The sequence below is a fragment of the Lentzea nigeriaca genome (assembly GCF_016907955.1).
Classification (GTDB): Bacteria; Actinomycetota; Actinomycetes; order Mycobacteriales; family Pseudonocardiaceae; genus Lentzea; species Lentzea nigeriaca.
The window spans coordinates 491,721-517,775 of record NZ_JAFBCX010000002.1 but is presented as its reverse complement, the minus strand read 5'-3'; the positions used below and the strand labels follow the sequence as shown (position 1 = coordinate 517,775).

Here is a 26,055-nt window from a genome sequence, read left to right as displayed (position 1 = left end):
AACGCATGAAGGCCCGCCCGTACCTGATCGCCCTGGTGCTGATCGTGCTCGTCGCCGGTCTGCTCGTCGTGTTCCGCACGCCGGGCGGCGCCCCCGCGCAGCAGCAGCAACGCCAGGAGCCGTCACCCCAGGCGGCCGTTGAGGCCGGCGCGGGCGCGGGCGACGCGTACTACCCGACGGACGGCAACAGCGGTTACGACGTCACGCTCTACGACCTGGCGATCACGTACGACCCGCAGTCCAAGCAGCTCAAGGGCGTCGCGAAGATCAACGCGACCGCGGTGAACGACCTGTCGCGGTTCAACCTGGACCTGGAGGGCCTGCAGGTCAGCAACGTGCAGGTCGGCGACAAGCCCGCGAAGTTCGCCCAGGAGGACGAACACGAGCTGGTGATCACGCCCGCGTCGCCGCTGCCCAAGGGCAAACCGTTCACCGCCGTGGTCACCTACGGCGGCGAGCCCAAGACCGTCGAGAGCGCCTCGCTGGGCCGCAGCGGCTGGCAGATCTCGTCGACGGGTGGCGCGTTCGCCGCAGGTGAGCCGCACTCCGCGACGTCATGGTTCCCGGCCAACGACACCCCGCGCGACAAGGCGGCGCTGAAGCTGGCGGCGAACGTCCCCGACGGCTGGACTGCGGTCTCGAACGGCCTCGAAGGCCCCGCGACGCGCCAGAACGGCTGGACGACGTTCAACTGGTCGGAGGAGACCCCGCTCGCGCCGTACCTGATCACCGTGGCCATCGACAAGTTCGAGGTCGTCCGCTCCAAGCTGCCCAACGGCACACCGGTGCTCGACGCGTACGCCCCCGGCACGTCCGCGCAGAAGAAGCCGATCCAGGCGCAGCTGCCGGACATCCTGTCGTTTCTGGAGACGAAGTTCGGCCCGTACCCTCAACGCGCGGCCGGCAGCATCTGGGTGGCCGACCAGATCGGCTTCTCGCTGGAGACCCAGACCAGGCCGATCTACGCGTCGTGGGCGGACCTGGAGACGGTCGTGCACGAAAACGCGCACCAGTGGTTCGGCGACTCGGTGACGATCTCGAACTGGGCGGACATCTGCCTGAACGAGTGCCTGGCGTCCTACTCGCAGTGGCTGTGGCTGGAGAAGAACGGCACGAACCTCGACGAGCGCTACCGCGGCCGCGTCGAGGAACTCCGTTCGCGCAGCTCGTTCTGGGCGCCGAAGCTCTACGACATGGGCAAGGGCAACGAGTTCAGGGGCGTCTACGACAAGGGCATCATGGCGATGCACGCGCTGCGCAAGCAGGTCGGTGACGACGTGTTCTTCAAGGCCCTGCAGTCGTGGACGGCCAAGCACCGCGACGGCAACGCCTCGTGGCCGGAGTTCGAGAACCACTTCAAGCAGGCCTCCGGGCAGCAGCTGGACGGGTTCTTCCAGGCCTGGTTCCACGGATCGGGCATTCCGGAAGATCAGTACCTGCTGCCTGTCGGTGTGCGCCGCTAGTGTGGGTGCCATGGCAGTCGTGAAGATCAACGCGATCAAGGTCCCCGAGGGCGCAGGCCCCGAGCTGGAGAAGCGCTTCGCCGCCCGCCTCGGCGCGGTCGACGACCAGCCCGGTTTCCTCGGCTTCGAGCTCCTGCGCCCGGTCGCTGGTGAGGACCGCTACTTCGTCGTGACGCACTGGGAGACCGACGAGGCCTTCGTCGCGTGGCGCGACGGTCAGGCGGGTCAGGCCGCGCACTCGGGTGAGCGCGCGAAGCCCGTGTCGACCGGTGCCGACCTGCTGGAGTTCGAGGTCGTGCTGGGGAGCAAGCCCAAGCAGTGATCGATCAGGCCTACGACAGGGCCGCCGAGCTGATCTCCGACGCGGACGCCTTGCTCGTCTGCGCCGGTGCAGGCATGGGGGTCGACTCGGGTCTGCCGGACTTCCGCGGCACCGAGGGCTTCTGGCGCGCCTATCCGCCGTACGGGCGCCTCGGGCTGAAGTTCGAGGAGATCGCCGACCCCGTGCACTTCGCCGACGATCCCGCGCTGGCGTGGGGTTTCTACGGCCATCGGCTCGGCCTGTACCGAGCGACCGTGCCGCACGAGGGTTTCGAGATCCTGCGGTCGTGGGGCGCCCACGTCTTCACGTCCAATGTGGACGGCCAGTTCCAGAAGGCGGGCTTCACCGACGTCGCCGAGGTCCACGGCTCGATCCACCACCTCCAGTGCGTGGAACCGTGCACCGACGAGGTCTGGGAGTGCACGTTCGACGTCGAGGTGGATCCCTCGACGATGCGTGCGGTGGGCGCGTTGCCGACGTGCCCGTCGTGCGGCGGCCTGGCCCGGCCCAACATCCTGATGTTCGGTGACTGGGGCTGGGTGCCGCACCGCAGCCAGGCACAGCTCGACGCGCTGACGTCGTGGCGGCGTTCCGCCCGCAGCCTGGTCGTGATCGAGGTCGGTGCCGGCACCGCGGTGCCGACCGTGCGGCGTCAAGCAGAGCTGGCGAGCGCGGCCAACGGCGCGTTGATCCGCATCAACACCCGTGAACCGGACGTCCGGCACGGGCGAGGCGTGTCCTTGCCGGTGGGCGCGCTGGAGGCCCTCACAGCCTTGGCACGACGAACTGCGTGACGACGGCCCGGTGATCGCTGCCGGGCACGTCGAACACGTCCACCGTGTCGACGGGGCACTTGGAGTCGACCAGCACGTGGTCGATCGTGACCGGCGGAGGCCAGACCCCGCTGTTGCCGGGCCACGTGTGGATCAGCCCCTTGCCGGCCTGGTCAGCGGCGTCCACGTACCCCTTGTTCAGCAGCCGCGTGATGCCGACGTGGTCGAGCGTCGCGTTGAAGTCACCCGCGAGCACCCGGATCGCACCGGTCGAGTCCGGGCTGGGCAACCCGGCGAGCTCGCGCTGCCACGCCTCCGGCCCCTCGGGCACCACCGGCGGCAACGGATGCACCGACACGACCTCGATGTCCTTGCCCGGCAGGTCGACGAGCGCGGCCGCCTGCTGCAACGTGCTGGGAGGCGTGAGATTCCGTCGCGCCAGCGGAAACTTCGAAGCGATGCCACTGCCCGACCCACCAGGCTCAGCCAGGAAGACCCGGCTGGGCAGCACCTGGTCGAGCCCGGCCCGGTCGAGATCGCGCACCATGTCGGGCGTCAGCTCCTGCATCGTCAGGATGTCGACGCCACGAGCCTTGACCTCCTTGACGATGAACTCGGCGTCCGCGATCCCGGTGAGCAGGTTCGCGGTCATCAACCTGACCTGCTGCCCCACCCCGTTCGGCCGCGAGTCGGGAAACGCCCGCGGCGCCACGTTCGCCACCAGCACGACCGCCACCAGGGTCATCGTCAGCCCGACGGCCCACCGCCTGCGGAACAACGCGCCCAGCCCGATCAGCAGCCCAGCCACGGCGATGTAGGGGGTCAGGGACGTCGCGGCGATCATGTACCGCGTGCCGTCGATGCCGAGCAGCCTGATCAGCGCGGCCGCGACGAGCGCGATCGCGCATATGACCAGCAAGAACGTGGCGAACCCGCTCCTGCGTGGCTTCACCTCGGTGGTGACCACGTCATGCAGGGTGCCCGAGTCCGCGTCAGTCTCCGGTGTGGTCTTCACAGCCGAAGGACGGCCGGCGGCGCGTTCGAGTTGCCCACCGGCAATTGTCAGACCCCTCCGCCATGCTGACCCCATGGGAGCCAAAGACTGGATGCTCTTCTACGCATCCGACGACGTCAGCAAGGTCCTGCGGTCGTCTCCGAAGATCGACCGCGAGGCCACCACAGCGCTCATGCGGCGCCTCTACCCGGCGCACGACCTCCGCCCGACCCCGGACGGCTGCCTGGACATGGCCAACCCACCTGAAGGCGAGGTCTACGCCGCCGTCTTCCCAGGCCTGTCCATCGTCTGCACCTGGGACGCCGCGAACGACGCCCCGACCGACCTGGACCCGCGCTTCGTCCGCGAGGCGGCCGGCCGCACCCTCTACCTGCACGCGATGCACAGCGTCGTCGACTTCTTCGCCTACGCGATCTGGGAGCCCGACGGCACCGTGCGCCGCGCCTTCAGCCTCTCCCCCGACAGCGGCGTGATCGAGGACATCGGCACACCTCTGCCGTTCGAGGAGAAGTACCTGGCAGGCGACCGGGAGTTCCTGCAGAGCCTGGACGGCGACGACTACCCGTTCCGCTTCCACCCGCTCGACCTGGCGGAGGGAGCGCTGCGCTCGTTGTTCGGCTTCAACTACGAGGGCGTCTACCTCGACGACGACCCGGACCTCGAGGAGATCGTGCTGGCCGGCTACGCCGTGACGCCGCGCTGACTCACACGGCCGCAGCGGGATCTCCATGTCAGCGCTCGGCACCAGAACTCGGTCGAGCAGAGCGGGGATCGAGTCAACGGTCTGCAGAACGACCCTGGGGAGGATCGGACCGTCCATCACGGTGTACGCGATTCCTGACTCGAAGGTGAGGTTCCGCAACTGCATCTCGGGCAAGGAACAGTTCCAGGAACTGGTGGTTCAGCACGCCGGCTGCTTCGGACAGGTCGCTGGTGAAGGCGGCGAACGCGTGGTCGACGAACGCCGGCAGCTTCAGCTCCATCCACAGCGGATCTTCGTCGCGCGCCACCGTCACCGGCATCTCAGCGGCCCAGTTCCGCTCCTTCGCGGCCGAACCGGAGTGCCTGCGCCGAACGATCCTCAGCGGCACCAGGTCCGACGTCGCGACCTCGACCCTGACCTCCTGAGCCGTCCTGGTGCTCTGCCTTGTCGGGGCCGGAGAGGGTGCCGCCCAGGTCCGCGGCCAGCTCGCTCATGGCCGGGGACTGCTCGGCGATCGCCTTGGCGCGGGCACGGGCGCGGCGTTCGGGGAGCAGCGCGTAGAAGACGACGACGATGGCGATGAAGACCACGACGTGCGGCTGCAGCAGCAACGTCAGCAGGAATTCCATGGCGGCCCCCGCCGGCGAACACGTGTCGCCACTTCAAGGTGCCGGGGAGGGCGGATTGTTGAGCCGAGACGAGGGCGACCCCCAGGCCGGAAGCCTGGGGGTCGTCCTCACTTGCCTGCTAGGTCACTCGGTCTCGGTGGCCGGCGCGTCCTGCGGCTCGGTGGCCGCGGGGGTCGCGAGGTCGACCGGCGGGGCGTCCGGCACGCGGTTCGGCTTGGCCTCGCCGCGGAAGACGAAGCGTGCCTTGTCGTGGTCCTCGGACACGCCGTCCCAGCCCTCGACGTCGGTGATGATGATCTGGCCCGGCTGGAGTTCGCCGAACAGGATCTTCTCCGACAGCTGGTCCTCGATCTCGCGCTGGATCGTCCGGCGCAGCGGGCGGGCGCCCAGCACCGGGTCGAAGCCGCGCTTGGCCAGCAGGGCCTTGGCCCTGTCGGTCAGCTCGAGGGCCATGTCCTTGTTCTTCAGCTGCGTCTCGACGCGGGCGATCATCAGGTCCACCATCTTGATGATCTCGTCCTGAGTCAGCTGGTGGAAGACGATGATGTCGTCGATGCGGTTGAGGAACTCGGGGCGGAAGTGCTTCTTCAGCTCGTCGTTGACCTTGTTCTTCATGCGCTCGTAGTTGGACGCGGTGTCCTGACCCGAGGTGAAGCCGAGGCCGACGGCCTTGCTGATGTCGGACGTGCCCAGGTTCGACGTGAAGATGATGACGGTGTTCTTGAAGTCCACCGTCCGGCCCTGACCGTCGGTCAGGCGGCCGTCCTCCAGCACCTGGAGCAGCGTGTTGTAGACCTCCTGGTGGGCCTTCTCGATCTCGTCGAAGAGCACGACGGAGAACGGCTTGCGGCGCACCTTCTCGGTGAGCTGGCCGCCCTCTTCGTAGCCGACGTAACCGGGAGGGGCACCGAAGAGCCGCGACGCCGTGTAGCGGTCGTGGAACTCGCCCATGTCGATCTGGATGAGCGCGTCGTCCTCGCCGAACAGGAAGTTCGCCAGCGCCTTCGACAGCTCGGTCTTACCGACACCGGACGGGCCGGCGAAGATGAACGAGCCCGACGGACGCTTCGGGTCCTTCAGACCGGCGCGGGTGCGGCGGATCGCCTGCGACACGGCCTTGACCGCGTCGACCTGGCCGATGATCCGCTTGTGCAGCTCGTCCTCCATGCGGAGCAGACGCGTGGTCTCCTCCTCGGTGAGCTTGAACACCGGGATACCGGTCCAGTTGGCGAGGACCTCGGCGATCTGCTCGTCGTCGACCTCCGCGACGACGTCCAGGTCACCGTCCTTCCACTGCTTCTCCCGCTCGGCCTTCTGGCCCAGGAGCTGCTTCTCCGCGTCACGCAGCTTGGCCGCGCGCTCGAAGTCCTGCGCGTCGATCGCGGACTCCTTGTCGCGACGGACGTCGGCGATCTTCTCGTCGAACTCGCGCAGGTCCGGCGGCGCGGTCATCCGACGGATGCGCATGCGCGCGCCCGCCTCGTCGATGAGGTCGATCGCCTTGTCCGGCAGGAACCGGTCGTTGATGTACCGGTCGGCCAGCGTGGCGGCGGCGACGAGCGCGGAGTCGGTGATGGAGACGCGGTGGTGCGCCTCGTACCGGTCGCGCAGGCCCTTGAGGATCTCGATGGTGTGCTCGAGCGACGGCTCGCCCACCTGGATCGGCTGGAAGCGGCGCTCCAGCGCGGGATCCTTCTCGACGTGCTTGCGGTACTCGTCGAGCGTGGTCGCACCGATCGTCTGCAGCTCACCACGAGCCAGCATCGGCTTGAGGATCGACGCGGCGTCGATCGCGCCCTCGGCGGCACCCGCACCGACGAGCGTGTGGATCTCGTCGATGAACAGGATGATGTCGCCGCGCGTGCGGATCTCCTTGAGGACCTTCTTCAGGCGCTCTTCGAAGTCACCGCGGTAGCGCGAGCCCGCGACCAGCGAGCCGAGGTCGAGCGTGTAGAGCTGCTTGTCCTTGAGCGTCTCGGGCACCTCGCCCTTGACGACCATCTGCGCCAGTCCCTCGACGACGGCGGTCTTGCCGACGCCGGGCTCGCCGATGAGGACCGGGTTGTTCTTGGTGCGGCGGGACAGCACCTGCATGACCCGCTCGATCTCCTTGGTGCGCCCGATCACCGGGTCGAGCTTGCCCTCCCGCGCCGAGGCGGTGAGGTTGCGCCCGAACTGGTCGAGGACCAGGGACGACGACGGGGTGCCCTCGCCACGACCGGTCGACTCCGACGCGCCCTTCTCCGTGGAGTAGCCGGACAGCAGCTGCAGCACCTGCTGCCGCACCCTGTTGAGGTCGGCACCCAGCTTCACGAGGACCTGCGCAGCAACGCCTTCGCCCTCGCGAATCAACCCGAGCAGGATGTGCTCGGTGCCGATGTAGTTGTGGCCGAGCTGCAGCGCCTCGCGCAGCGACAGCTCCAGGACCTTCTTGGCACGCGGGGTGAAGGGGATGTGTCCACTCGGGGCCTGCTGGCCCTGGCCGATGATCTCCTCGACCTGCTGGCGGACGCCCTCCAGCGCGATCCCCAACGACTCGAGCGCCTTGGCGGCGACACCTTCACCCTCGTGGATCAGACCCAGGAGGATGTGCTCGGTGCCGATGTAGTTGTGGTTGAGCATCCGTGCCTCTTCTTGGGCAAGGACAACCACCCGCCTCGCGCGGTCGGTGAACCTTTCGAACATTCGCACTCCCTGACTGCTGCGTCGGCGGTCCTCGGCTCCACCGATCTACCCTGGTGAGCGCGGCACCGTGGCTCCACTGTAGTGGGCGGCTCCGAGACCTGTGGTTCCCATCAGCGGACAGTGGCGTCCGGGGAACCCTGACGCCAGCATCAACGCAGGTCGGGAGCAACGGATTCCACAGATCGGGCGATGTCCGCTGAGCGCGAACAACCGACCGTCGAGCGCCACTCCTGTGACCGGGCCCACCACAGGGCGCGAAAAGAGGGCATCTTGGGTAAGGTTAGGCAAGCCTCATACACATGAGATAAGGACTTGCGCGTTGACCGTACCTGCGAGGGTCTCACGGCAGAACCCGCACGCGCTCACGCCATTGGCCGAATCCATCGCCCGCCTGGAAGCCACCTCCGAGATCAGGTTCGGCACACCTCCGGCGTCCTGGACGATCTGCTCCGACCTGCTGGCCGAGCCGGCGCGCTTCGACCTGTGGCGCAAGGACCTGTCCGAATGGATGGTCGAGCAGTACGGCGAGTCCGACGACCGCGCCACCGCGGGCTACATCATGGGCTGGTACCTCCACATCCCGGGCACCATCGCGGGCCTCCTCTTCCACACGGCCCGCCGCGTCCCGACCCTGAAGCCCTCCGACATCGCCTTCCGCACCAACACCGAAGGCCGCCCCCACCCGGACGGCATCTCCGTCCTGTGCAACGAGTTCGCCTGCCTCCCGGACGACCCGGCCTCAAACCACCCGGCAGCCACCGTCGTGGCCAACGAGGCTGCCCTGGCCGCCCTCCTCCGCGCCCGCTACGCGGCCCACGCCGCCCAGTTCGTGGCCTCCTTCGGCCAGGTGGTCCGCTTCGGCCGCCGCACCCTCTGGGCAGCCGCCACCGACATGCTGGAGTACGGCGCCTGGGCAGCGGGCCGCGTCTGCGGCGACGAGAACGGCGGCGTGACCGACGCGGCGCTGATCCTCCCCGAAAAACTCCAGCCGTTCGTCTCCGCCTCCACCCTTCGCCTCACGGGCGAGGGCTGGAAGCGCAAGCGCAACAGCTGCTGCTTCCACTACGTGCTCCCGGAAGCCGAACCCTGCACGGCCTGTCCGCGCACCTGCTCCTGACGACGCAGGCGACTCTCTCGCGAAGGCGAAGCGCGTGCGCACTCCAGAACAGACCTACGACGACCGATGCCGAGACCCAACCGGCACAACCAACGGCGTCCCGGAAACCGGGTCCTCAACAACCCGGGCATCCAGCCCGAAAACGTCCGACAACATCCCCTCAGTCAACACCTCACCAGGCGCCCCCTGAGCCACAATCCGCCCGTCCCGCATGGCAACGATGTTGTCCGCATACCGAGCCGCAAGGTTCAGATCGTGCAGCACCATGACAACGGTCCGCCCCATGCTGGAGTGCAGCTCCTGCACCAAATCCAACACATCGATCTGATGCGCGAGATCCAGATAAGTAGTGGGCTCATCCAGCAACAACAGATCCGTCCCCTGCGCCAACGCCATGGAGATCCAGGCCCGCTGCCGCTGTCCCCCTGACAGCTCGTCCACGGTCCGCTCGGCCAGATCCGAGATCCCGGTCATGGCCAACGCAGCCTCCACAGCAGCCGCATCGTCCGAAGACCACTGCCGATACCAGGACTGATGCGGATGCCGCCCCCGAGCGACGAGATCAGCCACGGTGAGCCCTTCAGGCGCAGACGGCGACTGCGGCAACAGCCCCAGAACCCGTGCCACGTCACGCGTAGGCATCCGATCGATCTGCTTGCCGTCCAGCAGAACGGCACCGGACCGAGCAGGCAACAACCGCCCCAGCGCCCGCAGCAACGTCGACTTGCCACACCCGTTGGGCCCGATCACCGCCGTGACCGTGCCCCCGACCACGGACAGATCGAGGGTGTCGACAACCAGCCGCTCCCCATAGCCAACACACAGCGACGAGGCCTCAAGACGCACACTCATACCCGCGCCTCCCGGCGACTCCGAACCAGCAGGTACATCAGATAGGGCGCCCCGAGCACCGCGGTGACCACACCGACAGGCAACTCGATGCGATAGATCGTCCGCCCCACCAGATCCGACAACACGACGAGCACGCCACCCACCACCACAGACCCGAACAGCGGCGGCTGCGCGGTCCCGGCCAGGCGCAACGCGATCTGCGGCGTGGCCAGCGCGACGAACGCGATCGGCCCGGCGGCGGCGGTCGCCACGGACGCCAGCACGATCGCCACGATGATCAGGAACGACCGTGCCACGTTCACCCGCACGCCGAGCCCGCGCGAGGTCTCGTCGCCGAACTGCAGGGCGCCGAGCACGTGGCCACCGATCAGCGCCACGGGAATCAGCACCACAAGGGCCAAAGCGACCGGCACGACGTGTTCCCAGCCGCGGCCGTTGAGCGACCCGGTGATCCACACCATCGCACGCCCGGCGTCCTGCACGTCGCCGACCGTCAGCAGGTAGTGCGTGACGTTGCCGGCCACAGCGGTGACACCGATGCCGACGAGGACCATGCGGAAGCCCTCGATGCCCTGCCGCCACGCCAGCGCGTAGACCAGCAGCCCGGCGATCAGCCCACCGGCGAGCCCGGCGAGCGGCAGGCCGACCGACGCCGCGCCACCGGTCACCACGCCCAGCGAACCGGCGAAGGTGATCACCGAGACCGCGCCCGCGCCGGCACCCCACGTCACGCCAAGGATGTCCGGCGAGGCCAACGGGTTCCGCACGATCGCCTGGAAGATGGCCCCGGACAACCCGAGCGCGCCACCGACGAGCAACCCGGTCAACGCGCGCGGCAGCCGCAGCTCGGTCACCACGAACTGGTCGCGCCGGGTACCACCGCCCAGCAGCGCGTCGATCACCTGCGACGCCGTCAGCGGGAAGTCGCCGATCATGATGTCGACTACCAGCACGGCGGCCAGCAGGACCAGCGCGACCGCAACGACCACGAGCGACCGGCGGCGCAGCCTGAACGAGGTGGCCCCCACCCTCAGTGCCGAGATTTTCGGGCGAGTCAAATCCTCACCAGCTTCCTGCGGCGCACCAGGAAGATGAAGAACGGCGCGCCGAGCAGCGCCAGCATCACGCCGACCTCCACTTCGGACGGACGAGCCACGACCCGGCCCAGGATGTCGGCGAGCAGCAGCAGGATCGCGCCCACCACCGCGGAGAACGGCAGCAGCCAGCGGTAGTCCGGGCCCGTGAACGCTCGCGCCACGTGCGGCACCACGAGACCGATGAACCCGATGGGCCCGCACGCCGCGACAGCCCCGCCTACCAGCAGCGTGATGGCGAAGATGCCCAACGAGCGCGTCGTCCCCACGCGCACGCCCAGCGACTTGGCGACGTCCTCGCCCAGGGACAGCGCGTTGAGGCCAGGCGCGTTGAACGCCGCCACGACGAGCCCGACGAGCAGGAACGGCAGCACCTGGGTCAGCACCGTGAGATCACGGCCGGCGATGGCGCCGACCTGCCAGAACCGGAACGCGTCGAGCGACTGCTGGTCGAGCAGCACGATCGCCGACACCAGGCCGTGCATCAGGGCCGACACCGCGGCACCGGCGAGCGCCAGCGTCACCGGCGACGGGCCGCCCCGTCCGGCCGATCCGAGCAGGAACACCACGACGCTCGCGATCATCGCGCCGGCGAACGCGAACCAGATGTAGCCGACCAGCGACGACACGCCGAGCAGGAAGATCGAGAGAACGACGGCGAGCGCGGCGCCATGCGTGACGCCGAGGATCCCGGGATCGGCCAGCGGGTTGCGGGTGTGGCCCTGCATGAGCGCACCTCCCACGCCCAGGGCGACGCCCACCACGATGCCGAGCAACGTCCTCGGGATGCGCAGCTCGCGGATCACCACGTCGTCCTCGACCCCGGTCGGGGTGAAGAGCCCGTGCCACACCCCGGCGAGCGGGATCTCCTTCGAGCCGACCGCGATGCTCGCCAGGCACACCGCGACCAGCACGATCAGCAGGAAGAGCAGGCCGACCAACGACTTACGGCCCAACGCCCACCCCTCCAAATGCCCCGACATATGCTCCGCGAAAGACAGGTAAGCCTAACCGAATCTGTGGAGTCGTCGATGCGAAGAGCAGGTCTGATCAGTGTGGCGCTACTCGCGCTCACCGCATGCGGTCAGGCGGCCACCTCGAGTCCGAGCGCACCGTCCGACCAGGCCTGGACGCCGGTGACGATCGAGCACGCGATGGGCAAGACGGAGATCAAGGACCGGCCGAAGAAGATCGCCGCGCTCGACAGCAGTTACGTGGACGCCGCGCTCGCGCTGGAGACCGAGGTCGTCGCGTACACCCGCTACCGCACCGACGGCCTGCCCGACTACCTGGCCCAGGACGCGGCCGAGTACGCGAAGGACGCCAAGGCTGTCGGCGAGCTCAGCAACCCGAACCTCGAGCAGCTCGCCACCATCGGACCGGACCTGATCGTGTCCGCGAAGGTGAGGCACGAGGCGATCTACGACAAGCTGTCCAAGATCGGCCCGACGGTGTTCAGCGTGACGACCGGGCCGACGTGGAAGGACAACATCCGCCTGCTCGGCAAGGCGCTGGGCAAGGAGGAGCCGGCGAACAAGAAGATCGCCGACTACGAGGCGCGCGCGAAGAAGGTCGGCGACGCCATCCGCGCCAAGGTCGGCCACAACCCGTCGATCTCGCTGGCGCGGTTCGTCGGCGGCGAGCAGACCGTGCGGCTCTACACGGAGAAGTCGTTCCCCGGCGGTGTGCTGTTCGCCGACACCGGCCTCGCCCGCCCGCAGGGGCAGCCGACCACGGAGAAGATCGCGGTCGACCTCAGCCAGGAGCAGATCTCGTCGCTCGACGCCGAGCGGATCTTCGTCTCCGCCTGGGCCGACCCGAAGGGCGAAACCGAGAAGATCAAGCAACAATTTTCGGCCAACCCGTTGTGGGGTCAGCTGAAAGGCCAGAAGCAGGACGTCTCGGATGTCGTTTGGGTCTCTTCGGTCAGTCTTCAGGGCGCGCACGCGATGCTCGACGACCTGGCGAGGGGATTCGGAGTCGATCCAGCGCGTAGTTGAACAGTCACCTAAATAGCACGAAGGGGTTCCGGGACGATTCCCGGAACCCTTTCGTGTTTTGCCGAATTTCAGCCCTGCTGGTGGTAGGCGTCGAGCACCTCGGCCGGGATGCGGCCGCGGTCCGACACCTTCATGCCCTGCTTGCGGGCCCACTCGCGAATGGCCTGGTTCTGCTCACGATCCGCCGATGCCGGGCGCGCCTTCACACCGGCCGGACGACCGGGACCAACGCGCTTGCGACCGCCTGCACGACGTGCACTTCCCACGAAGTCAGCCAAGGCATCGCGAAGTTTGCCCGCATTCCCCGAGGAAAGGTCGATCGTGTAGCTGACACCGTCCAGTCCGAACTCGACGGTCTCCTCCGCAGTGGAGCCGTCCAGGTCGTCGACGAGGGTCACCGTGACCTTCTGCGCCATGCGTATCCTCCTGGACCCCGAATGCGCGGTCACCCGCACGCCAACTAATGCCTCTTGCGAGGCAGGTTAGCGCACGAGTGCCGCATTGCACCTATCGACATCCGGAAAGTTACTCATTCAGGGCGTACGAGCGGGAACAAGATGGTCTCCCGGATACCCAGACCCGTGAGGGCCATCAGCAGCCGATCGATACCCATTCCGACACCACCACTCGGTGGCATTCCGTACTCCAGTGATCGCAGAAAGTCTTCATCGACCGGCATGGCCTCGTTGTCACCGGCCGCGGCAAGGCGCGCCTGTGCTTCGAGACGTTCCCGCTCGATGACCGGGTCCACCAGTTCGGAGTAACCGGTTCCGAGTTCGAATCCGCGGACGTACAGATCCCACTTTTCGGCGACACCCGGCTTGCTGCGGTGCTGCCTGGTCAGCGGCGACGTCTCGACCGGGTAGTCGCGCACGAAGGTCGGCAGGTAGAGCGAGTCGCACACCAGGTGCTCCCACAACTCCTCGACCAGCTTGCCGTGCCCGAACTTGGGGTTGACCTCGAGTTCGTGCCGGTCGCAGAGCTTGCGCAGCACCTCGGCCGGCGTCTCGGGGGTGATTTCCTCACCGACCGCACCGGACAACGACTCGTAGATGCTGATCGTCGTCCATTCACCCGAGAGGTCGTACTCGGAGCCGTCGGCCAACGTGACGATCTGCGAACCGGTGACCGCTTCCGCGGCTTCCTGGATGAGCTCGCGAGTCAGCTTCGCGTTGGTGTCGTACGTGGCGTAGGCCTCGTAGTACTCCAGCATCGAAAACTCGGGCGAATGCGACGAGTCCACGCCCTCGTTGCGGAAGTTGCGGTTGATCTCGAAGACCTTCTCGATGCCGCCGACGACGCAGCGCTTCAAGTACAGCTCCGGCGCGATGCGCAGGAACAGGTCGATGTCGAGGGCGTTCGAGTGCGTGATGAACGGACGCGCGGAGGCACCACCCTGCAGCGTCTGCAACATCGGCGTCTCGACTTCGACGAAACCGCGCCGGTGGAACGACTCACGCAGAGAACGAACGACGTTCGCGCGGGTCCGAACGGTATCCCGTGCCTGCGGCCGCAGGATCAGGTCGACGTATCGCTGGCGAATGCGGGTTTCCTCGCCGAGTTCCTTGTGCGCGACGGGCAGCGGGCGCAACGACTTCGACGTCAGCTGCCACGAGTCCGCCATCACGGAAAGCTCGCCGCGGCGCGAGCTGATGACCTCGCCATGCACGAAAACGTGGTCACCGAGGTCGACGTCGGTCTTCCACTCGGAAAGCGCTTCTTCACCCACGCCGGCGAGGCTCAGCATCGCCTGCAGTTCGGTGCCGTCGCCTTCACGCAACGTCGCGAAGCACAGCTTTCCGGTGTTGCGCAGGAACATCACCCGGCCGGTCACTCCGACGATCTCGCCGGTCTGCGTGTCGGGTTCCAGTTCGGGATGCGCGTCGCGAATCTCGCGCAACGTGTGCGTGCGCTCGACTTCGACGGGATACGGCTCCTTGCCGGAAGCGAGCAGCCGCGCACGCTTCTCCCGGCGCACGCGCATCTGCTCGGGCAGGTCCTCTTCGCTGGTCACGGGGGTTTGCTTCGGCTGCTCACTCACGGAAGAGAAGGGTACGGAAGCCAGCTGCGGCAAAGCGAACCGGATACCCGTTTCACGAAGTGGCTGAGCACTGTCGACGATGCGCGACCCAGCTCGTTTCGATTCGAACAACACCACCGGGGCATTCTGGGGCGGGGAGCCACGAACTAGGTTGGAGTGATGGATCTACACGCGAGGCGAGCGGACTCGTTCGGCGCGCAGGCCGAGGCCTACGCCGAACACCGGCCTGACTATCCCGTGGCGGCGATCCGGTGGGCACTGGAGCCGCTGGGCACGTCCGAGCGTTTAGAGGTGCTGGACCTCGCCGCGGGCACCGGCAAGCTGACCGGGGTCCTGGTCGCCGAGGGGCACCGCGTCACGGCGGTGGAGCCCAACGAGCAGATGCTGTCCGAGCTGGTGCGCCGCGTTCACGGCGTGCGCGCGCTGCCGGGCCACGCCGAGCACATCCCGGTGCCGGACCAGACCGTCGACGCAGTCTTCGTCGGCACGGCGTTCCACTGGTTCGACCAGGAGAAGGCGCTGCCGGAGATCGCCCGTGTGCTGCGGCCCGGCGGCGTGCTGGCGGCCATGTGGCTCGACACCGACACGGACGTGGCGTGGTTGAACGACTTCCAAAAGGTGTCGAACACCAGCGTCGAGTCCCAGCGGCAGAGCGCGGTGGAGATGATGGCGCACCCGTCGTTCGGGCCGCCGGAGCACGCGGTGTTCCCGCACGTGCACCGCAGGGACTCGCCGGAAGCGGCCGTCGCGTGGATCAACACGCACTCGCGCATGCTCGTCATCGACGAGGAGGAGCGTGCCGCGGTCAACGAGAAGATGCTCGCGTTCCTCCGTGAACGGCCGGAGACGTCGAACGGGCCGTTCGACGTCTCCTTGCACTCGGACGTGTTCCGGATGGTGCGCGTCAGCGAGTAGCGGGCATGTTGCGCTCGAAGACGAGCCGCAGGCCGAGCAGGGTCAGGTCGGGCACGTGGTGCGCGATCTCCGAGGACTCCGACACGACCAGCGGGGCGAGACCGCCCGTGGCGATCACCGTCACGGGACCGGGATCGGTCTGCTGGAGCTCCTCGGTGATCTTGCGCACCAGCCCGTCCACCTGGCCGACGAACCCGTAGACGATGCCGGACTGCAGGCACTCCACGGTGTTCTTGCCGATCACGTTGCGCGGCCTGACCAGCTCGACCTTGCGCAGCTGGGCGGCACGGGCGGCGAGCGCGTCGACCGAGATCTCGATGCCGGGTGCGAGCGCGCCGCCGAGGAACTCACCGCGCGACGAGATCACGTCGAGGTTCGTCGACGTGCCGAAGTCGACCACGATGCACGAGGTCGAGTAGAGGTGGTGCGCGGCCAGCGTGTTGATCACGCGGTCCGAGCCCACCTCCTTCGGGTTGTCGACGAGCAGCGGCACACCGGTCTTCACGCCCGGCTCCACCAGCACCTTCGGCACGGAGTCGTAGTAGCGGCCGAGCATCACGCGCAGCTCGCGCAGCACCGCGGGGACGGTGGACAGCGCGGAGATGCCGGTGATCTTGTCGGCGTACTCGCCGAGGAGGCCGCGCATGGTCAGCGCGAGCTCGTCGGCGGTCATCCTGGCGTCGGTGCGCATGCGGTAGTCGCGCACGAGCGGGGCCGTGTCGCCGACCCCGTCGTACAGACCGAGCACGATGTTGGTGTTACCGACGTCGATGGCGAGAAGCACGGTCCGGTTCCTCAGTTCTCGGCTTGGATCAACGCGTCGAGCGCGGTCGCCTCGACGGTCTCGGACGACGGCGCCGAGGTGGAGCCGTTCACCAGACCTGACCCCTCGGGGGCGTGCGCTGGGTCGGCACCGAGGTCGACGACCTTGTTGTCGGCGTCCACGAAGACGACGCGCGGCTGGTAGGTGCGGGCCTCGGCGTCGTCCATCTGCCCGTAGGCGATGAGGATGACGATGTCGCCGGGGTGCACGAGGTGCGCCGCCGCGCCGTTGATGCCCAGCACGCCGGTGCCGCGCTCGCCGGGGATGACGTAGGTCTCGAGCCGCGCGCCGTTGGTGACGTCGACGATGGCGACCTGTTCGCCCGCCAGGAGGTCGGCCGCCTCCATCAGGTCCTCGTCCACCGTCACCGAGCCGACGTAGTGCAGGTCGGCCTGCGTCACGGTCGCCCGGTGGATCTTGGACTTCAGCATCGTGCGGAACATGTCATTCCCCCTACTCGTCGCCTTCGCCGAGCAACACCGCGATGTTGTCGATCAGACGGGTGGAACCGACGCGGGCCGCGATGAGCAGGCGCGCGTCGCCGTTCTCCGGCGCGGGACCGAGGTCCGGCCCGCGCAGCTCCAGGTAGTCGAGCTCGATCTCGGGCGTCTGCGCCAGCACGTCGTGCGCGGCCTTGAGCACCGCGTCGGCGCCCTGCGAGGACACGTGGGCACCGGCGGTCAGCGCGGCTGACAGCGTCACGGCCTGCTGCCGCTGTTCCGGGCTCAGGTAGGCGTTGCGCGACGACAATGCGAGGCCGTCGTGCTCGCGGACGGTCGGCACGCCGACGACGTCGAGCGGGAAGTTCAGGTCCCGCGCCATCTTGTGGATCAGCTGCAGCTGTTGGTAGTCCTTCTGCCCGAACACCGCGTACGTGGGCTGCACGATGTTGAACAGCTTCGACACCACGGTCAGCACGCCCGCGAAGTGGCCTGGCCGCGAGGCGCCCTCCAGCTCGTCGCCCAGCGGACCGGGGTGGACGGTGACCTGCGCACCTTCGGGGTACATGTCCTCGACGGACGGCGCGAACACCAGGCCGACGCGCTCCTCGCGGCAGATGTCCACATCGGACTCGAACTGCCGCGGGTACTTCGCGAGGTCCTCGTTCGGCCCGAACTGCAACGGGTTCACGAAGATCGACACCACGACCACCGTGTTCTGCATGACCTGGGCCTCGCGGATCAGCTGCCGGTGGCCCGCGTGCAGCGCGCCCATCGTGGGCACCAGCGCGACGTTGCGGCCGGCGTTGCGCAGTGCTTTGACCACGCGGTTGAGCCGCTGCGGGTCGCGGTGCACCGTGACGTCGTCCGGGCGGTAGTCGTCCTTGGTGAGTGGCTTGGTCACGTCAGTCCTCGAGAGTGGTGCGAACGTCGTTGGCCGCGTCTGGCTTGAGCAGCCCTGAGCGCTCCGCCCGTTCGACGGTGCGGCGGGCGAGCACGCGGTAGCTGGGGAGGGTCTCGGGTGCCTGCTCGGCGAGCACCTCCAGGTGCTTGCGCAAGGTACCCGTGTCGCCGCGGGCGACCGGACCGGTGAGGGCTCGGTCACCGTGGCGCAGCGCGTTGTCGAGCGCGGCGGACAGCAACGGGCCGAGCAGGCGTTCGGCGTTGGCGACGCCCGCGTTGGTGAGCAGGTCGGCGGCGTCGCGGACCAGCGTGATCAGGTGGTTCGCGCCGTGGGCCAGCGCCGCGTGGTAGAGCGGGCGGACCGCCTCCGGGACCCGGACGGGTTCGGCGTCCATCTCCACGACCAGGGCCTCACCGACGCTCCAGGCCACCTCGTCGCCGTCCGCGGCCGTGACACCGACGCACGCGGCGCTCATCCGCTGCAGGTCCTCCGAGCGGCCGGTGAACGTCATGACGGGGTGCAGCGCGAGCGTGAGCGCGCCGACCTGGGCAGCGGGTTCGAGGACGTTGACGCCCTGAGCGCCACTGGTGTGCACGACGATCTGGCCCGCGCGCAGCGACTCCGCGGCGACCAGGCCCTTCACGAGCCCGGCGAGCTCGTCGTCCGGAACGGCCAGCAGCACGAGGTCCGCTCGTGTGGCGACTTCGGTCGGGTCCTCGATCGGGACACCGGGCAGCAGCTCCTCCGCGCGGTTGCGGGAGGCCTGAGAGACGGCGGACGTGCCGACCACCACGTGGCCCGTCCTGGCCAGCGCGGCGCCCAGCACCGAGCCGACCCTGCCTGCCGAGATGACACCGACGGCGAGCCTGGCCGGACGTGGGGTCGCGTCCATGCGACTAACTCCTTCTGACGTTCCAGTCCCGGTTCGGGTACCAGACGACGCCGCCGAGGGTAGACCGGCGTTTACCGGGATGTACCTGGTCGGTGACCGGATTCACCGGCGGGCGGCCGCCCTGGCGGCGTGCAGCGCGTCGAGCAGCACGCCGTGGCGGTGCTCCGCGCTCTGCCCCGCTGTTCCCTGCTCGATGCGGTGGCGCAGGAAGGCCAGCTCGGTGACGGCGATCTGGTAGGTCTTCACGGACCTGGCCGCCGCGTCACCGGACTTGCGCTTGACCGCCCGCAGCCAGTTCCTGCGCCCGTTGAGGCTGGCCAGTAGGGCCACCTCGCTGTTGGCGATCCACCGGTTCTGCGCCATCGCGGCCAGCTGGCCCGCCACGATCCGCTGCTCCCTGCGCCGCTGCCAGACCACGATCGCGACCGCGCCGGCGAACACCGGCACCATGATCAGGAAGTACAGGTTGATGAAGTCCGACCCGGTGCCGACCGTGGTCGAGAAGTTCCACAGCGAGTGCAGGCCGACCGCGGTGAGGTAGCCGCCGATCGGGGCGAGCACCCTGACCGTGGAGTTGCTGGTGCTGGCCGCGATGCCGACACCGATGCCGGTCATGGCCGTGAACAGCGGGTGCGCGAACGGCGACAGCACCCCGCGCAGGATGAACAGCGCGACCACGCCGCCGCCCATGTTGCCGAGCCCGTTCTCCAGGAAGACGCGGCCGAAGTACCAGATGTTCTCGGTGAACGCGAAGCCCGCCGCCGTGATGCCCGCGTAGACCATGCCGTCCACGACACCGTCGAACTCGTGCCTGCGGCGCAGGAACACCGCGAACAGGAACGCCGCCTTGGTCGCCTCCTCGACGATCGGCGCGCCGACCACCGCGGTGAACGTCGTGCCGTCCTGGTAGAGCAGGTCACCGAGCACGCGGGACGTCTGGTTGAACGCGAGCGAGCTGATCGTCGCACCGCACGCTCCCCAGACGAACGCGAAGAGCAGCATCTTCGCCGGTTCCGGTTCCCACCTGTCGATCCACAGGAAGGCGCTCACCACGAACGCGACGGGAATCAGCGCCGCGGCGGCACCGACCAGCAACGGCCCGATGCCGATGCTCGACGTGCCCAGCGCGAACAGCACGAGACCGGCCGCGGCGAGAGCGATCAGCGCCACGACGGGGAACAGGACGGTCCAGCGGCGCTGCTCGATGCGCTTGCGGGTCGGCGTCGGCGTGAGGTCGGCGTCGTTCACGAGAAATGACCTTAGAGGCACACTTGACCCGTGTTCGACTGGGAAGCCGCTTGGCACGCCGCTCTCTACGGGCCTACCGGCTTCTTCGCGCGCGGGGAGAAGCCGTCGTCGCACTTCCGCACGTCGCCGCTGGTGGGTCCGGAGCTGGCCGAGGCGTTGTTGACGTTGCTCGCTCGGGTGGACGCCGCTCTCGGATTTCCCCCGGTCGTGGACTTCGTCGACGTCGGCGCGGGTGGCGGTGAGCTGGCTTTCGCCGTGCGTTCGCTGGCCTCCGGGTCGCTGGCTTCGCGGTTGCGTGTGACCGCTGTCGAGCTCGGTCCTCCTGTCGAGCTGCCTGGGGTGCGGTGGACCTCGGTCGTGCCTTCGTGCGTCGGGCTGCTGGTCGGGCACGAGTGGCTCGACTCGATCCCGTGTCCTGTCGTGACCGGGCCTTCCTCTGATCCGTGGATCACCCGGTGGTGGCCTTCTCTGGGGGACGGTGAGCAGGCCGAGGTGGGGGCGCCTCGGGACGCTGCTTGGGCCGCTGCGGTTTCTTCGGTGCGGGGTGCGGCGCTGGCGATCGACTACGGGCACCTGATGTCGTCCCGGCGGTTCACGCTGACCGGGTATCGGGGCGGGCGTCAGGTACCGCCGGTGTTCGACGGGTCGTGCGACATCACCGCGCACGTCGCCTTCGACTCGGCTGCCGACGCCGCCGGTGGGGACTGGGTGCTGGTGTCGCAGCGGGACGCGTTGGCCGCGTTGGGCCTGACCGGTGCGGTTTCCGGGTCCGGCTGGGAGTGGCTGGAGTCGGCTGCGCGGGCCGGACGGATCGCCGAGCTGCGTGATCCGCACGGTCTGGGAGGATTCGGCTGGTTGTTGCACGGGTGCGGGGTCGCCGTCGCGGACCTGCTGCCCGCGCTGCCGCCCTGGCGTCCGAATCCCGCCAGCTTTTCGGTGACCTGACGACGATCGTTGCCGGCATGCGAATCCACAACGTGCCGCCGTCCGCCGCCCTGTCCGACCCCGGCCGGGAGTACCGGGCCTCCGAACCCGACGTGCCGCTGCGCTGCTGCCTGCGGAAGTCGCTGCCGGACGAGCCGGTCTGGCTGTTCCGCTACTCGCCCGACGCGGGCAAGGGGCCGTACGCCGAGGTCGGGCCGATCTTCACGCACGTCGACTGCCCTGCAGAGCCTTCGTTGGATCGTCTCCCCGCTGAACTGTTGAACAATCCCCGGATCCTACGTTCCTACAATGCCGCTGGTCAGATCACCGACGGCGGCATCGTCGAGCAGGGATCATTCGATCGTAAGATCGAGGAATTGTTCAACGATCCTACAATCGAGACGCTCCAGGTCCGCAGCGTCTCGCACGGGTGCTTCTACTTCGCGATCACGAGGGCGTGAGCCGTGTTCCCAGCCTCGTGAAACCATGCTCGGGTGAGCGAGCAGATCACCGTCGGCGTGGGCGCTGGCGCCCAGTACCTGGGCGTCGACCGCGTGATCGACCTGGGCCCACTGCACCCGTCCGCCCACGGCGCCTACCGCCTGCGCCTGACGGTCACCCCGGAGCTGGTGATCACCGCGGCCGAGCCACTCGTCGGGCACCTGCACCGCGGTGCCGAGAAGCTGTTCGAGGTCCGCGACTACCGCCAGGTCCTGACGCTCGCCAACCGCCACGACTGGCTTTCCGCGTTCTGCAACGAGCTGGCCGTGGCGCTGGCCGTCGAGCGCATGACGGGCATGGACGTCCCGGCACGCGCCCAATGGCTGCGCGTGCTGCTGTGCGAGCTCAACCGCCTGATGGCGCACATGGTCTTCCTGACCCCGTTGTCCCCCAACGCCGCCGTGTACCGCGAAGGCGTGCAGTCGCTGATGGAAGAGGCGTCGGGCGGCCGCATCCACTTCATGTTCAACCGGATCGGCGGCCTGCGCGAGGACGTGCCGGCTGGCTGGACCGCGCGGGTCGCCGAGTTTCTGTCCACTGTGGACGTCAACGAGCTGGAGATCGACTTCTCACGGCTGGAAGGGCTCGGCGTTCTGCCGCGCGCCGACGCGTTGGCGTACGGGGTCACCGGGCCCATCGGGCGGGCCAGCGGAGTGGACTTCGATCTGCGGCGAGACGACCCGTTGCCCGCCTACAAGGCGTTGTCCTTCACGCCGGTCGTGCGGACCGAGGGCGACGCCGCTGCGCGCGTGCGGTGCCTTCTGGACGAGGCGCGGCTGTCTGTCGCGTTGGCGACGCAATGCTTGGAACAGCTGCCGTCGGGACCGGTGAACGTTCGTCTGCCCAAGGCCATCAAGGCACCTGAGGGCTCGGTCTACACGCGAGTCGAGGCGCCGCTCGGCACCTCGGGCGTGCACCTGTCGTCGCGCGGCGAGAAGACGCCGTGGCGCCTCAAGCTGCGCACGCCGTCGTTCAACAACGTTCAGGCGCTGTCGGCGCTGTTGCCGGACACCACGGTCGACGACCTTCCCGCAGCACTCAGCTCGTTCGCCGTCATCGTCGGCGACATCGACAAGTAGCTAGTCGTCCCGGCGACGCCGGCGACGGGGCGCGTCGCCACCGCCCAGCGACGCCAGCAGCTCGCTCACGGACTTGCCGTCGGCGTGCGCACCGGACGGGTCCTCCGGGGCTGCCCTGCGGCCGGTGGAGACCGCGGGGAGGCGCGTGGACGACTCCTCGGCCACCCGGCGTCCGGCGACCGGTGCGTCGTCCGCGGCGGACCTCCTGCCGGTGGACACCACCGGCAACCTGGCCGACGACTGGTCCGCGGCGCGGCGGCCCGTCGGCGGCAGCGACACCAGCGAGTCCTCGGAGGACGAGCGTGACGGCGGGTCGTCGGCGCGCCGACGACCACCGCCGGCGGGCTTCAGGGTCTCCCACGAGCCGCTGTCCTGGTCGGCAGCGGGACGGTCGTCGGCGCGGCGGCGGCCGCCACCGGGCGGCTGCGAGCGGGACTCGGCGAGCACCTGCGGGTTGATCATCTCGGTGCGCTCGGCCACTCGGGAACGAGGCTCCGGCTTGCGCGTCTCGACGGCCTTCGCGACGGCCGCGGGCGCCTTCGGCGGCTCTGCCTGGCGCGTCAGCGGTTCGGCGCGGTTCTGGGGCTGCGGGCGCGGCACGCGTTCGGTGCGCTGGACCTGCGCCTGCACGGGCTGCGGCGCCTTGACCGGCGGGGCGGGAGGGGCGGCGGGCGGCGTGGCGCCACCGAGCCGGGCGGCCACGCCACCGGCGGCGGGCCTGGGCTGTGGGCGAGCCGGCTCCTGCTTCGCGGCCTTCACGGGCTCGCGGCGCACCACGGCAGGCTGCGGCCGCGGCGAAGTCCTGGTCGGATCCGGCCGTGCGGGCTCCGGGCGGGCGGGTTCGCGGCGCGGCGGCTGGACCTTGGCGTCGTGCGCGACGCGTTCGATCAGCTCCGTGCGCTCGGACGGCTTCTCCGCGGCCACCGACGCGGTGATCGCGGGCTTGGCGTTGATGATGCGCTTCTCCGGCATCGAGGCCAGGCGTGCGGCGTCGGAGGCCAGGGAACGCAGGCGGGTCGACTCGGCGCGCAGGGCCACGCGTTCGACGAGGACGTCGCCGCCCAGCAGGGCTTCGAGGTTGTCCCGCAACGCCCTCAGGTCGGCACGCAGCGCGTCGATGTCCGCGCGCGACTCCTCCTCGATCCGCTTGCGCGTCTCGGACTCGATCTCGAGCTCGTACTCGCGGCGCGCGGCCACCTCGCGCTCGAGCTCCAGCTCGTAGACGGACTGGAGGTCGGCCACCTCGTCGTCGCGCTCCGTGACCTGTTTGCGGTATCTGGCGGCCAGGAAGGCGCCCACCAGTGCCGCCCACAGCGCGGCCACCACGGCCAGGCGCAGCATGCGGGCGCTGTCGCTCAGCACGAGCACCGCCGCGGCCACGAGGGCGAGCGCCAATGCCGCTACTAACAGCAATCGCCCGGAGCCACGACCGTGATCTTCCTGCTCGTCGTCGATCGACGCGCCTCGCCCGGTCATGCGCACTACGGTACCGCGTAGTTATGCGACTGAGACCCTACGGCCGGGTATCTAATCCTTCCCGGGAGTCTCCGTCGGCGTCTTGCAGCAGTGCTCGAGCCACAGCGCGGCAGCGATCAGCGCAGCGGCCGACACCATCCCCACAACGGCTGCGAACAGGTCGTTTCCGGCCGCGGCGAACTCGTCGCGCACCGGCACGGTGTAGATCAGCAGCCCCGTCCAGGCACCGAACATCAACGCGCCCAAAACAGAGGAAGCCTTCGCGAGCGCGACGGCACGCGCCGCGGTGAGCGGCTGCACGGGTCGCGGCGAGCGCCGCTGGATCCGCGCTCGCAACGAGAACGCGAGCACGACCTCGACGAGCGCGATCACCAGCAGCGTGGACCCGGCCAGCTGAGGCAGCGGCGGCATCGAGTCGTACGCGAATCGCAGCAGCAGGTGGGCCAGCAGCCCGGCGATGATCGCGATCGTCGCCAGGTCACGGGGACGGGTGAACCTCACGCGTCCATCCAACCCGAACGCAGCACGAGATCGTCGCGCCGCCGCACGCCTTCCGCCGAAACCGGCAGCGCGGCAACGGGTCCGTGGCCCGGCAGCACAGCATCCGGTTCGACGTCGAGCCACGGGATGAGGACCGTCGCACGCTCAAACGCCCCAGGATGCGGCAGAAGCAGCTCCGGGTGGTCCGAGGTCACCCCGTCCACCGAAACCACGTCCACGTCCAACGTGCGCGGGCCCCAGCGCTTCTCCCGCACGCGCCCGGCGGCGTTCTCCAGTTCCTGACCGCGCCGCAGCCAACCCCACTCGTCGACGTCGTCGGCAGCCACGATCACCACGGCGTTGAGGAAGTCCGGCTGGTCCTCCACACCCCACGCCGCCGTTTCGTACACGGGCGACACCGCGACGACGTACGGCTTCAGGCCGTCCACCACCGACTGCAGGAACGCGAACCGGTCACCGAGGTTCGAGCCGATCGACAGGACCGCGCGGGTCATTTCGCCTCTTTGAGAGGCGCGGCCAGCCGACGCGAGCGGCGGATCGTCACCGACACGTCGTCGAAGGTCAGCGGGATCGGGGCGGACGGCTTGTGCACCGTCACCTCGACCGCGTGCAGCCTGGTGTCGGTCATCGCGGCGTCGGCGATGCGACCGGCCACCGTCTCGATGAGATCGCACGGTTCGCCGCCGATGATCGCGGCGGCCATCTCGGCGAGCTCGCCGTAGTGGTAGGTCTCCTTGAGATCGTCCGTGCGGGACGCCGAGCTGAGGTCGAGCCAGAGCGTGATGTCCACGACGAACTCCTGGCCGTCGCGCTTCTCGTGCTCGAAGACGCCGTGGTTGCCCCGGACCCGCAGGCCCGTCAACGCGATCCGGTCAGCCATGTCCCCGCCTCCACGCCCCGGCGACGGCGACCGCGTCCAGCGACCGGTCGACGTCGTGCACCCGCACACCCCACGCTCCGTTGAACGCGGCAAGAGCAGACACCGCCGCGGTCGCGTCCTCCCTGCCGTCAGGTGGACGGTCGCCGAGCAGCGTGCCGAGGAAGCGTTTGCGCGACGCCCCGACCAGCACCGGGAAACCCAGCTCCACCAGTTCGTCCAGGCGCTGCAGCAACTCCCAGTTGTGGTCACCGAGCTTCGCGAAACCCAGGCCGGGGTCGAGCACGATCGACGACTCCGCGACGCCGGCCGCCACCGCGGCCTCGACGCGCTGCAGCAGCTCGTCGCGCACGTCGCTGACCACGTCGTCGTACGTCGCCAACGAGTCCATCTCCGTGCTGTGGCCCCGCCAGTGCATCAACACGTACGGCACACCGGCAGCGGCCACCACGGACGCCATCCGGGGATCGGCCAGCCCGCCGGAGACGTCGTTCACGATCGAGGCGCCCGCCTCCAGTGCCGCCGAGGCGACGGCGGCGCGCATGGTGTCCACGCTGACCGGCACGCCCTCGGCGACCAGCGCGCGGATCACCGGCACGACCCGTGAGATCTCCTCGGCGGGCTCCACCCGTTCGGCGCCGGGACGCGTCGACTCGCCGCCGACGTCGATCAGGTCGGCACCGCGCTGGTGCATCGCGATGCCGTGCGCGACGGCGTCCCGCCGGTCGATGTACCTGCCGCCGTCGGAGAACGAATCCGGCGTCACGTTCAGCACGCCCAT

The 26,055-nt window shown here is 68.9% G+C and carries 29 protein-coding genes; 10 read left to right on the top strand and 19 right to left on the bottom strand.

The window, feature by feature from the left end:
• The first annotated feature begins 5 nt into the window (after positions 1 to 5).
• From JOD27_RS08835 to JOD27_RS08825, 3 genes are read left to right on the top strand one after another with little or no spacing between them, the layout of a single operon-like run.
• A complete protein-coding gene (locus tag JOD27_RS08835) occupies positions 6 to 1,463 on the top strand; it encodes a M1 family metallopeptidase (RefSeq protein ID WP_204761621.1) in 1,458 nt (485 codons plus the stop codon).
• A 10-nt stretch (positions 1,464 to 1,473) separates the two neighbouring features.
• On the top strand, positions 1,474 to 1,785 hold the full coding sequence (locus JOD27_RS08830; RefSeq protein WP_204761620.1) for an antibiotic biosynthesis monooxygenase family protein: 312 nt from the start codon (positions 1,474 to 1,476) through the stop codon (positions 1,783 to 1,785).
• Entirely contained in the window at positions 1,785 to 2,579 is a 795-nt protein-coding gene (locus JOD27_RS08825) for an SIR2 family NAD-dependent protein deacylase (protein WP_307830068.1), read from the top strand. Before JOD27_RS08830 ends, JOD27_RS08825 begins: the two co-directional genes overlap by 1 nt.
• On the opposite strand, the gene JOD27_RS08820 is transcribed toward JOD27_RS08825, so the two are convergent.
• Positions 2,551 to 3,525 (bottom strand): endonuclease/exonuclease/phosphatase family protein, encoded by a 975-nt coding sequence (locus tag JOD27_RS08820; protein ID WP_307830017.1) that lies wholly within the window; start codon positions 3,523 to 3,525, stop codon positions 2,551 to 2,553. The two genes, JOD27_RS08825 and JOD27_RS08820, sit on opposite strands and share 29 nt — an antisense overlap.
• A 121-nt stretch (positions 3,526 to 3,646) precedes the next feature.
• Between JOD27_RS08820 and JOD27_RS08815 the strand changes: the two genes are divergently transcribed.
• Positions 3,647 to 4,276: a DUF6928 family protein gene (locus JOD27_RS08815; RefSeq protein ID WP_204761618.1), complete on the top strand. Its 630-nt coding sequence runs from the start codon at positions 3,647 to 3,649 to the stop codon at positions 4,274 to 4,276.
• A gap of 73 nt (positions 4,277 to 4,349) precedes the next feature.
• On the opposite strand, the gene JOD27_RS08810 is transcribed toward JOD27_RS08815, so the two are convergent.
• From JOD27_RS08810 to JOD27_RS08800, 3 genes are all read right to left on the bottom strand, one after another.
• Positions 4,350 to 4,589 (bottom strand): hypothetical protein, encoded by a 240-nt coding sequence (locus JOD27_RS08810; RefSeq protein WP_204761617.1) that lies wholly within the window; start codon positions 4,587 to 4,589, stop codon positions 4,350 to 4,352.
• A gap of 7 nt (positions 4,590 to 4,596) precedes the next feature.
• Positions 4,597 to 4,905 (bottom strand): hypothetical protein, encoded by a 309-nt coding sequence (locus tag JOD27_RS08805; RefSeq protein ID WP_204761616.1) that lies wholly within the window; start codon positions 4,903 to 4,905, stop codon positions 4,597 to 4,599.
• A 123-nt stretch (positions 4,906 to 5,028) separates the two neighbouring features.
• A complete protein-coding gene (locus JOD27_RS08800; protein ID WP_204761615.1) occupies positions 5,029 to 7,590 on the bottom strand; it encodes an ATP-dependent Clp protease ATP-binding subunit in 2,562 nt (853 codons plus the stop codon).
• Positions 7,591 to 7,909: 319 nt separating this feature from the next.
• On the opposite strand from JOD27_RS08800, the gene JOD27_RS08795 reads away from it, so the two are divergent.
• Positions 7,910 to 8,707, top strand: a complete 798-nt coding sequence (locus JOD27_RS08795; protein ID WP_204761614.1) for a (2Fe-2S)-binding protein — start codon at positions 7,910 to 7,912, stop codon at positions 8,705 to 8,707.
• Positions 8,708 to 8,761: 54 nt separating this feature from the next.
• Here JOD27_RS08795 and JOD27_RS08790 read toward each other — a convergent pair whose 3' ends face one another.
• From JOD27_RS08790 to JOD27_RS08780, 3 genes are read right to left on the bottom strand one after another with little or no spacing between them, the layout of a single operon-like run.
• On the bottom strand, positions 8,762 to 9,559 hold the full coding sequence (locus JOD27_RS08790; RefSeq protein WP_204761613.1) for an ABC transporter ATP-binding protein: 798 nt from the start codon (positions 9,557 to 9,559) through the stop codon (positions 8,762 to 8,764).
• Positions 9,556 to 10,587: a FecCD family ABC transporter permease gene (locus tag JOD27_RS08785; protein ID WP_307830016.1), complete on the bottom strand. Its 1,032-nt coding sequence runs from the start codon at positions 10,585 to 10,587 to the stop codon at positions 9,556 to 9,558. Before JOD27_RS08785 ends, JOD27_RS08790 begins: the two co-directional genes overlap by 4 nt.
• Positions 10,588 to 10,613: 26 nt before the next feature.
• A complete protein-coding gene (locus JOD27_RS08780; RefSeq protein ID WP_204761611.1) occupies positions 10,614 to 11,636 on the bottom strand; it encodes a FecCD family ABC transporter permease in 1,023 nt (340 codons plus the stop codon).
• A gap of 48 nt (positions 11,637 to 11,684) precedes the next feature.
• On the opposite strand from JOD27_RS08780, the gene JOD27_RS08775 reads away from it, so the two are divergent.
• Positions 11,685 to 12,653 carry an ABC transporter substrate-binding protein gene (locus JOD27_RS08775; protein WP_204761610.1) on the top strand — a complete coding sequence of 323 codons (969 nt, stop codon included), beginning with the start codon at positions 11,685 to 11,687 and terminating at the stop codon, positions 12,651 to 12,653.
• 68 nt (positions 12,654 to 12,721) lie between these two features.
• Here JOD27_RS08775 and JOD27_RS08770 read toward each other — a convergent pair whose 3' ends face one another.
• Both JOD27_RS08770 and lysS read right to left on the bottom strand, forming a co-directional pair.
• Positions 12,722 to 13,069 (bottom strand): histone-like nucleoid-structuring protein Lsr2, encoded by a 348-nt coding sequence (locus tag JOD27_RS08770; protein ID WP_030471050.1) that lies wholly within the window; start codon positions 13,067 to 13,069, stop codon positions 12,722 to 12,724.
• 113 nt (positions 13,070 to 13,182) lie between these two features.
• Positions 13,183 to 14,637, bottom strand: a complete 1,455-nt coding sequence (gene lysS / locus JOD27_RS08765; RefSeq protein WP_204762042.1) for a lysine--tRNA ligase — start codon at positions 14,635 to 14,637, stop codon at positions 13,183 to 13,185.
• A gap of 216 nt (positions 14,638 to 14,853) precedes the next feature.
• Between lysS and JOD27_RS08760 the strand changes: the two genes are divergently transcribed.
• Complete coding sequence (locus JOD27_RS08760; protein ID WP_204761609.1) at positions 14,854 to 15,609, top strand: class I SAM-dependent methyltransferase; 756 nt, start codon at positions 14,854 to 14,856, stop codon at positions 15,607 to 15,609.
• Here the strand turns inward: JOD27_RS08760 and JOD27_RS08755 are convergent.
• From JOD27_RS08755 to JOD27_RS08735, 5 genes are all read right to left on the bottom strand, one after another.
• Positions 15,599 to 16,393, bottom strand: coding sequence for a type III pantothenate kinase (locus JOD27_RS08755; protein ID WP_204761608.1), 795 nt, complete (start codon positions 16,391 to 16,393; stop codon positions 15,599 to 15,601). The two genes, JOD27_RS08760 and JOD27_RS08755, sit on opposite strands and share 11 nt — an antisense overlap.
• 11 nt (positions 16,394 to 16,404) lie before the next feature.
• Positions 16,405 to 16,875, bottom strand: a complete 471-nt coding sequence (gene panD, locus JOD27_RS08750) for an aspartate 1-decarboxylase (RefSeq protein ID WP_167978192.1) — start codon at positions 16,873 to 16,875, stop codon at positions 16,405 to 16,407.
• A 10-nt stretch (positions 16,876 to 16,885) separates the two neighbouring features.
• On the bottom strand, positions 16,886 to 17,776 hold the full coding sequence (panC, locus tag JOD27_RS08745) for a pantoate--beta-alanine ligase (RefSeq protein WP_204761607.1): 891 nt from the start codon (positions 17,774 to 17,776) through the stop codon (positions 16,886 to 16,888).
• A 1-nt stretch (position 17,777) separates the two neighbouring features.
• Positions 17,778 to 18,668 (bottom strand): Rossmann-like and DUF2520 domain-containing protein, encoded by an 891-nt coding sequence (locus JOD27_RS08740; protein WP_204761606.1) that lies wholly within the window; start codon positions 18,666 to 18,668, stop codon positions 17,778 to 17,780.
• Between the two features lie 102 nt (positions 18,669 to 18,770).
• A complete protein-coding gene (locus tag JOD27_RS08735) occupies positions 18,771 to 19,916 on the bottom strand; it encodes a PrsW family intramembrane metalloprotease (RefSeq protein WP_204761605.1) in 1,146 nt (381 codons plus the stop codon).
• 30 nt (positions 19,917 to 19,946) lie between these two features.
• Here JOD27_RS08735 and JOD27_RS45880 point away from each other — a divergent pair, with 30 nt between their 5' ends.
• Genes JOD27_RS45880 through JOD27_RS08720 form a run of 3 tightly spaced genes read left to right on the top strand, consistent with a single transcriptional unit; the run spans position 19,947 to position 22,420 of the window.
• Positions 19,947 to 20,861 carry an SAM-dependent methyltransferase gene (locus tag JOD27_RS45880; RefSeq protein WP_204761604.1) on the top strand — a complete coding sequence of 305 codons (915 nt, stop codon included), beginning with the start codon at positions 19,947 to 19,949 and terminating at the stop codon, positions 20,859 to 20,861.
• A 17-nt stretch (positions 20,862 to 20,878) separates the two neighbouring features.
• Positions 20,879 to 21,301: a DUF1203 domain-containing protein gene (locus JOD27_RS08725; protein ID WP_204761603.1), complete on the top strand. Its 423-nt coding sequence runs from the start codon at positions 20,879 to 20,881 to the stop codon at positions 21,299 to 21,301.
• 33 nt (positions 21,302 to 21,334) lie between these two features.
• A complete protein-coding gene (locus JOD27_RS08720) occupies positions 21,335 to 22,420 on the top strand; it encodes an NADH-quinone oxidoreductase subunit D (RefSeq protein WP_204761602.1) in 1,086 nt (361 codons plus the stop codon).
• On the opposite strand, the gene JOD27_RS08715 is transcribed toward JOD27_RS08720, so the two are convergent.
• Genes JOD27_RS08715 through folP form a run of 5 tightly spaced genes read right to left on the bottom strand, consistent with a single transcriptional unit; the run spans position 22,421 to position 26,055 of the window.
• Positions 22,421 to 23,896, bottom strand: a complete 1,476-nt coding sequence (locus JOD27_RS08715; RefSeq protein ID WP_204761601.1) for a DUF6779 domain-containing protein — start codon at positions 23,894 to 23,896, stop codon at positions 22,421 to 22,423.
• A 51-nt stretch (positions 23,897 to 23,947) separates the two neighbouring features.
• A complete protein-coding gene (locus JOD27_RS08710; RefSeq protein WP_204761600.1) occupies positions 23,948 to 24,397 on the bottom strand; it encodes a DUF3180 domain-containing protein in 450 nt (149 codons plus the stop codon).
• On the bottom strand, positions 24,394 to 24,891 hold the full coding sequence (folK, locus tag JOD27_RS08705; RefSeq protein ID WP_204761599.1) for a 2-amino-4-hydroxy-6-hydroxymethyldihydropteridine diphosphokinase: 498 nt from the start codon (positions 24,889 to 24,891) through the stop codon (positions 24,394 to 24,396). Before folK ends, JOD27_RS08710 begins: the two co-directional genes overlap by 4 nt.
• Positions 24,888 to 25,277 carry a dihydroneopterin aldolase gene (gene folB / locus JOD27_RS08700; protein ID WP_204761598.1) on the bottom strand — a complete coding sequence of 130 codons (390 nt, stop codon included), beginning with the start codon at positions 25,275 to 25,277 and terminating at the stop codon, positions 24,888 to 24,890. Before folB ends, folK begins: the two co-directional genes overlap by 4 nt.
• Entirely contained in the window at positions 25,270 to 26,055 is a 786-nt protein-coding gene (gene folP, locus JOD27_RS08695; protein ID WP_204761597.1) for a dihydropteroate synthase, read from the bottom strand. The genes folB and folP overlap by 8 nt, the downstream gene beginning before the upstream one ends.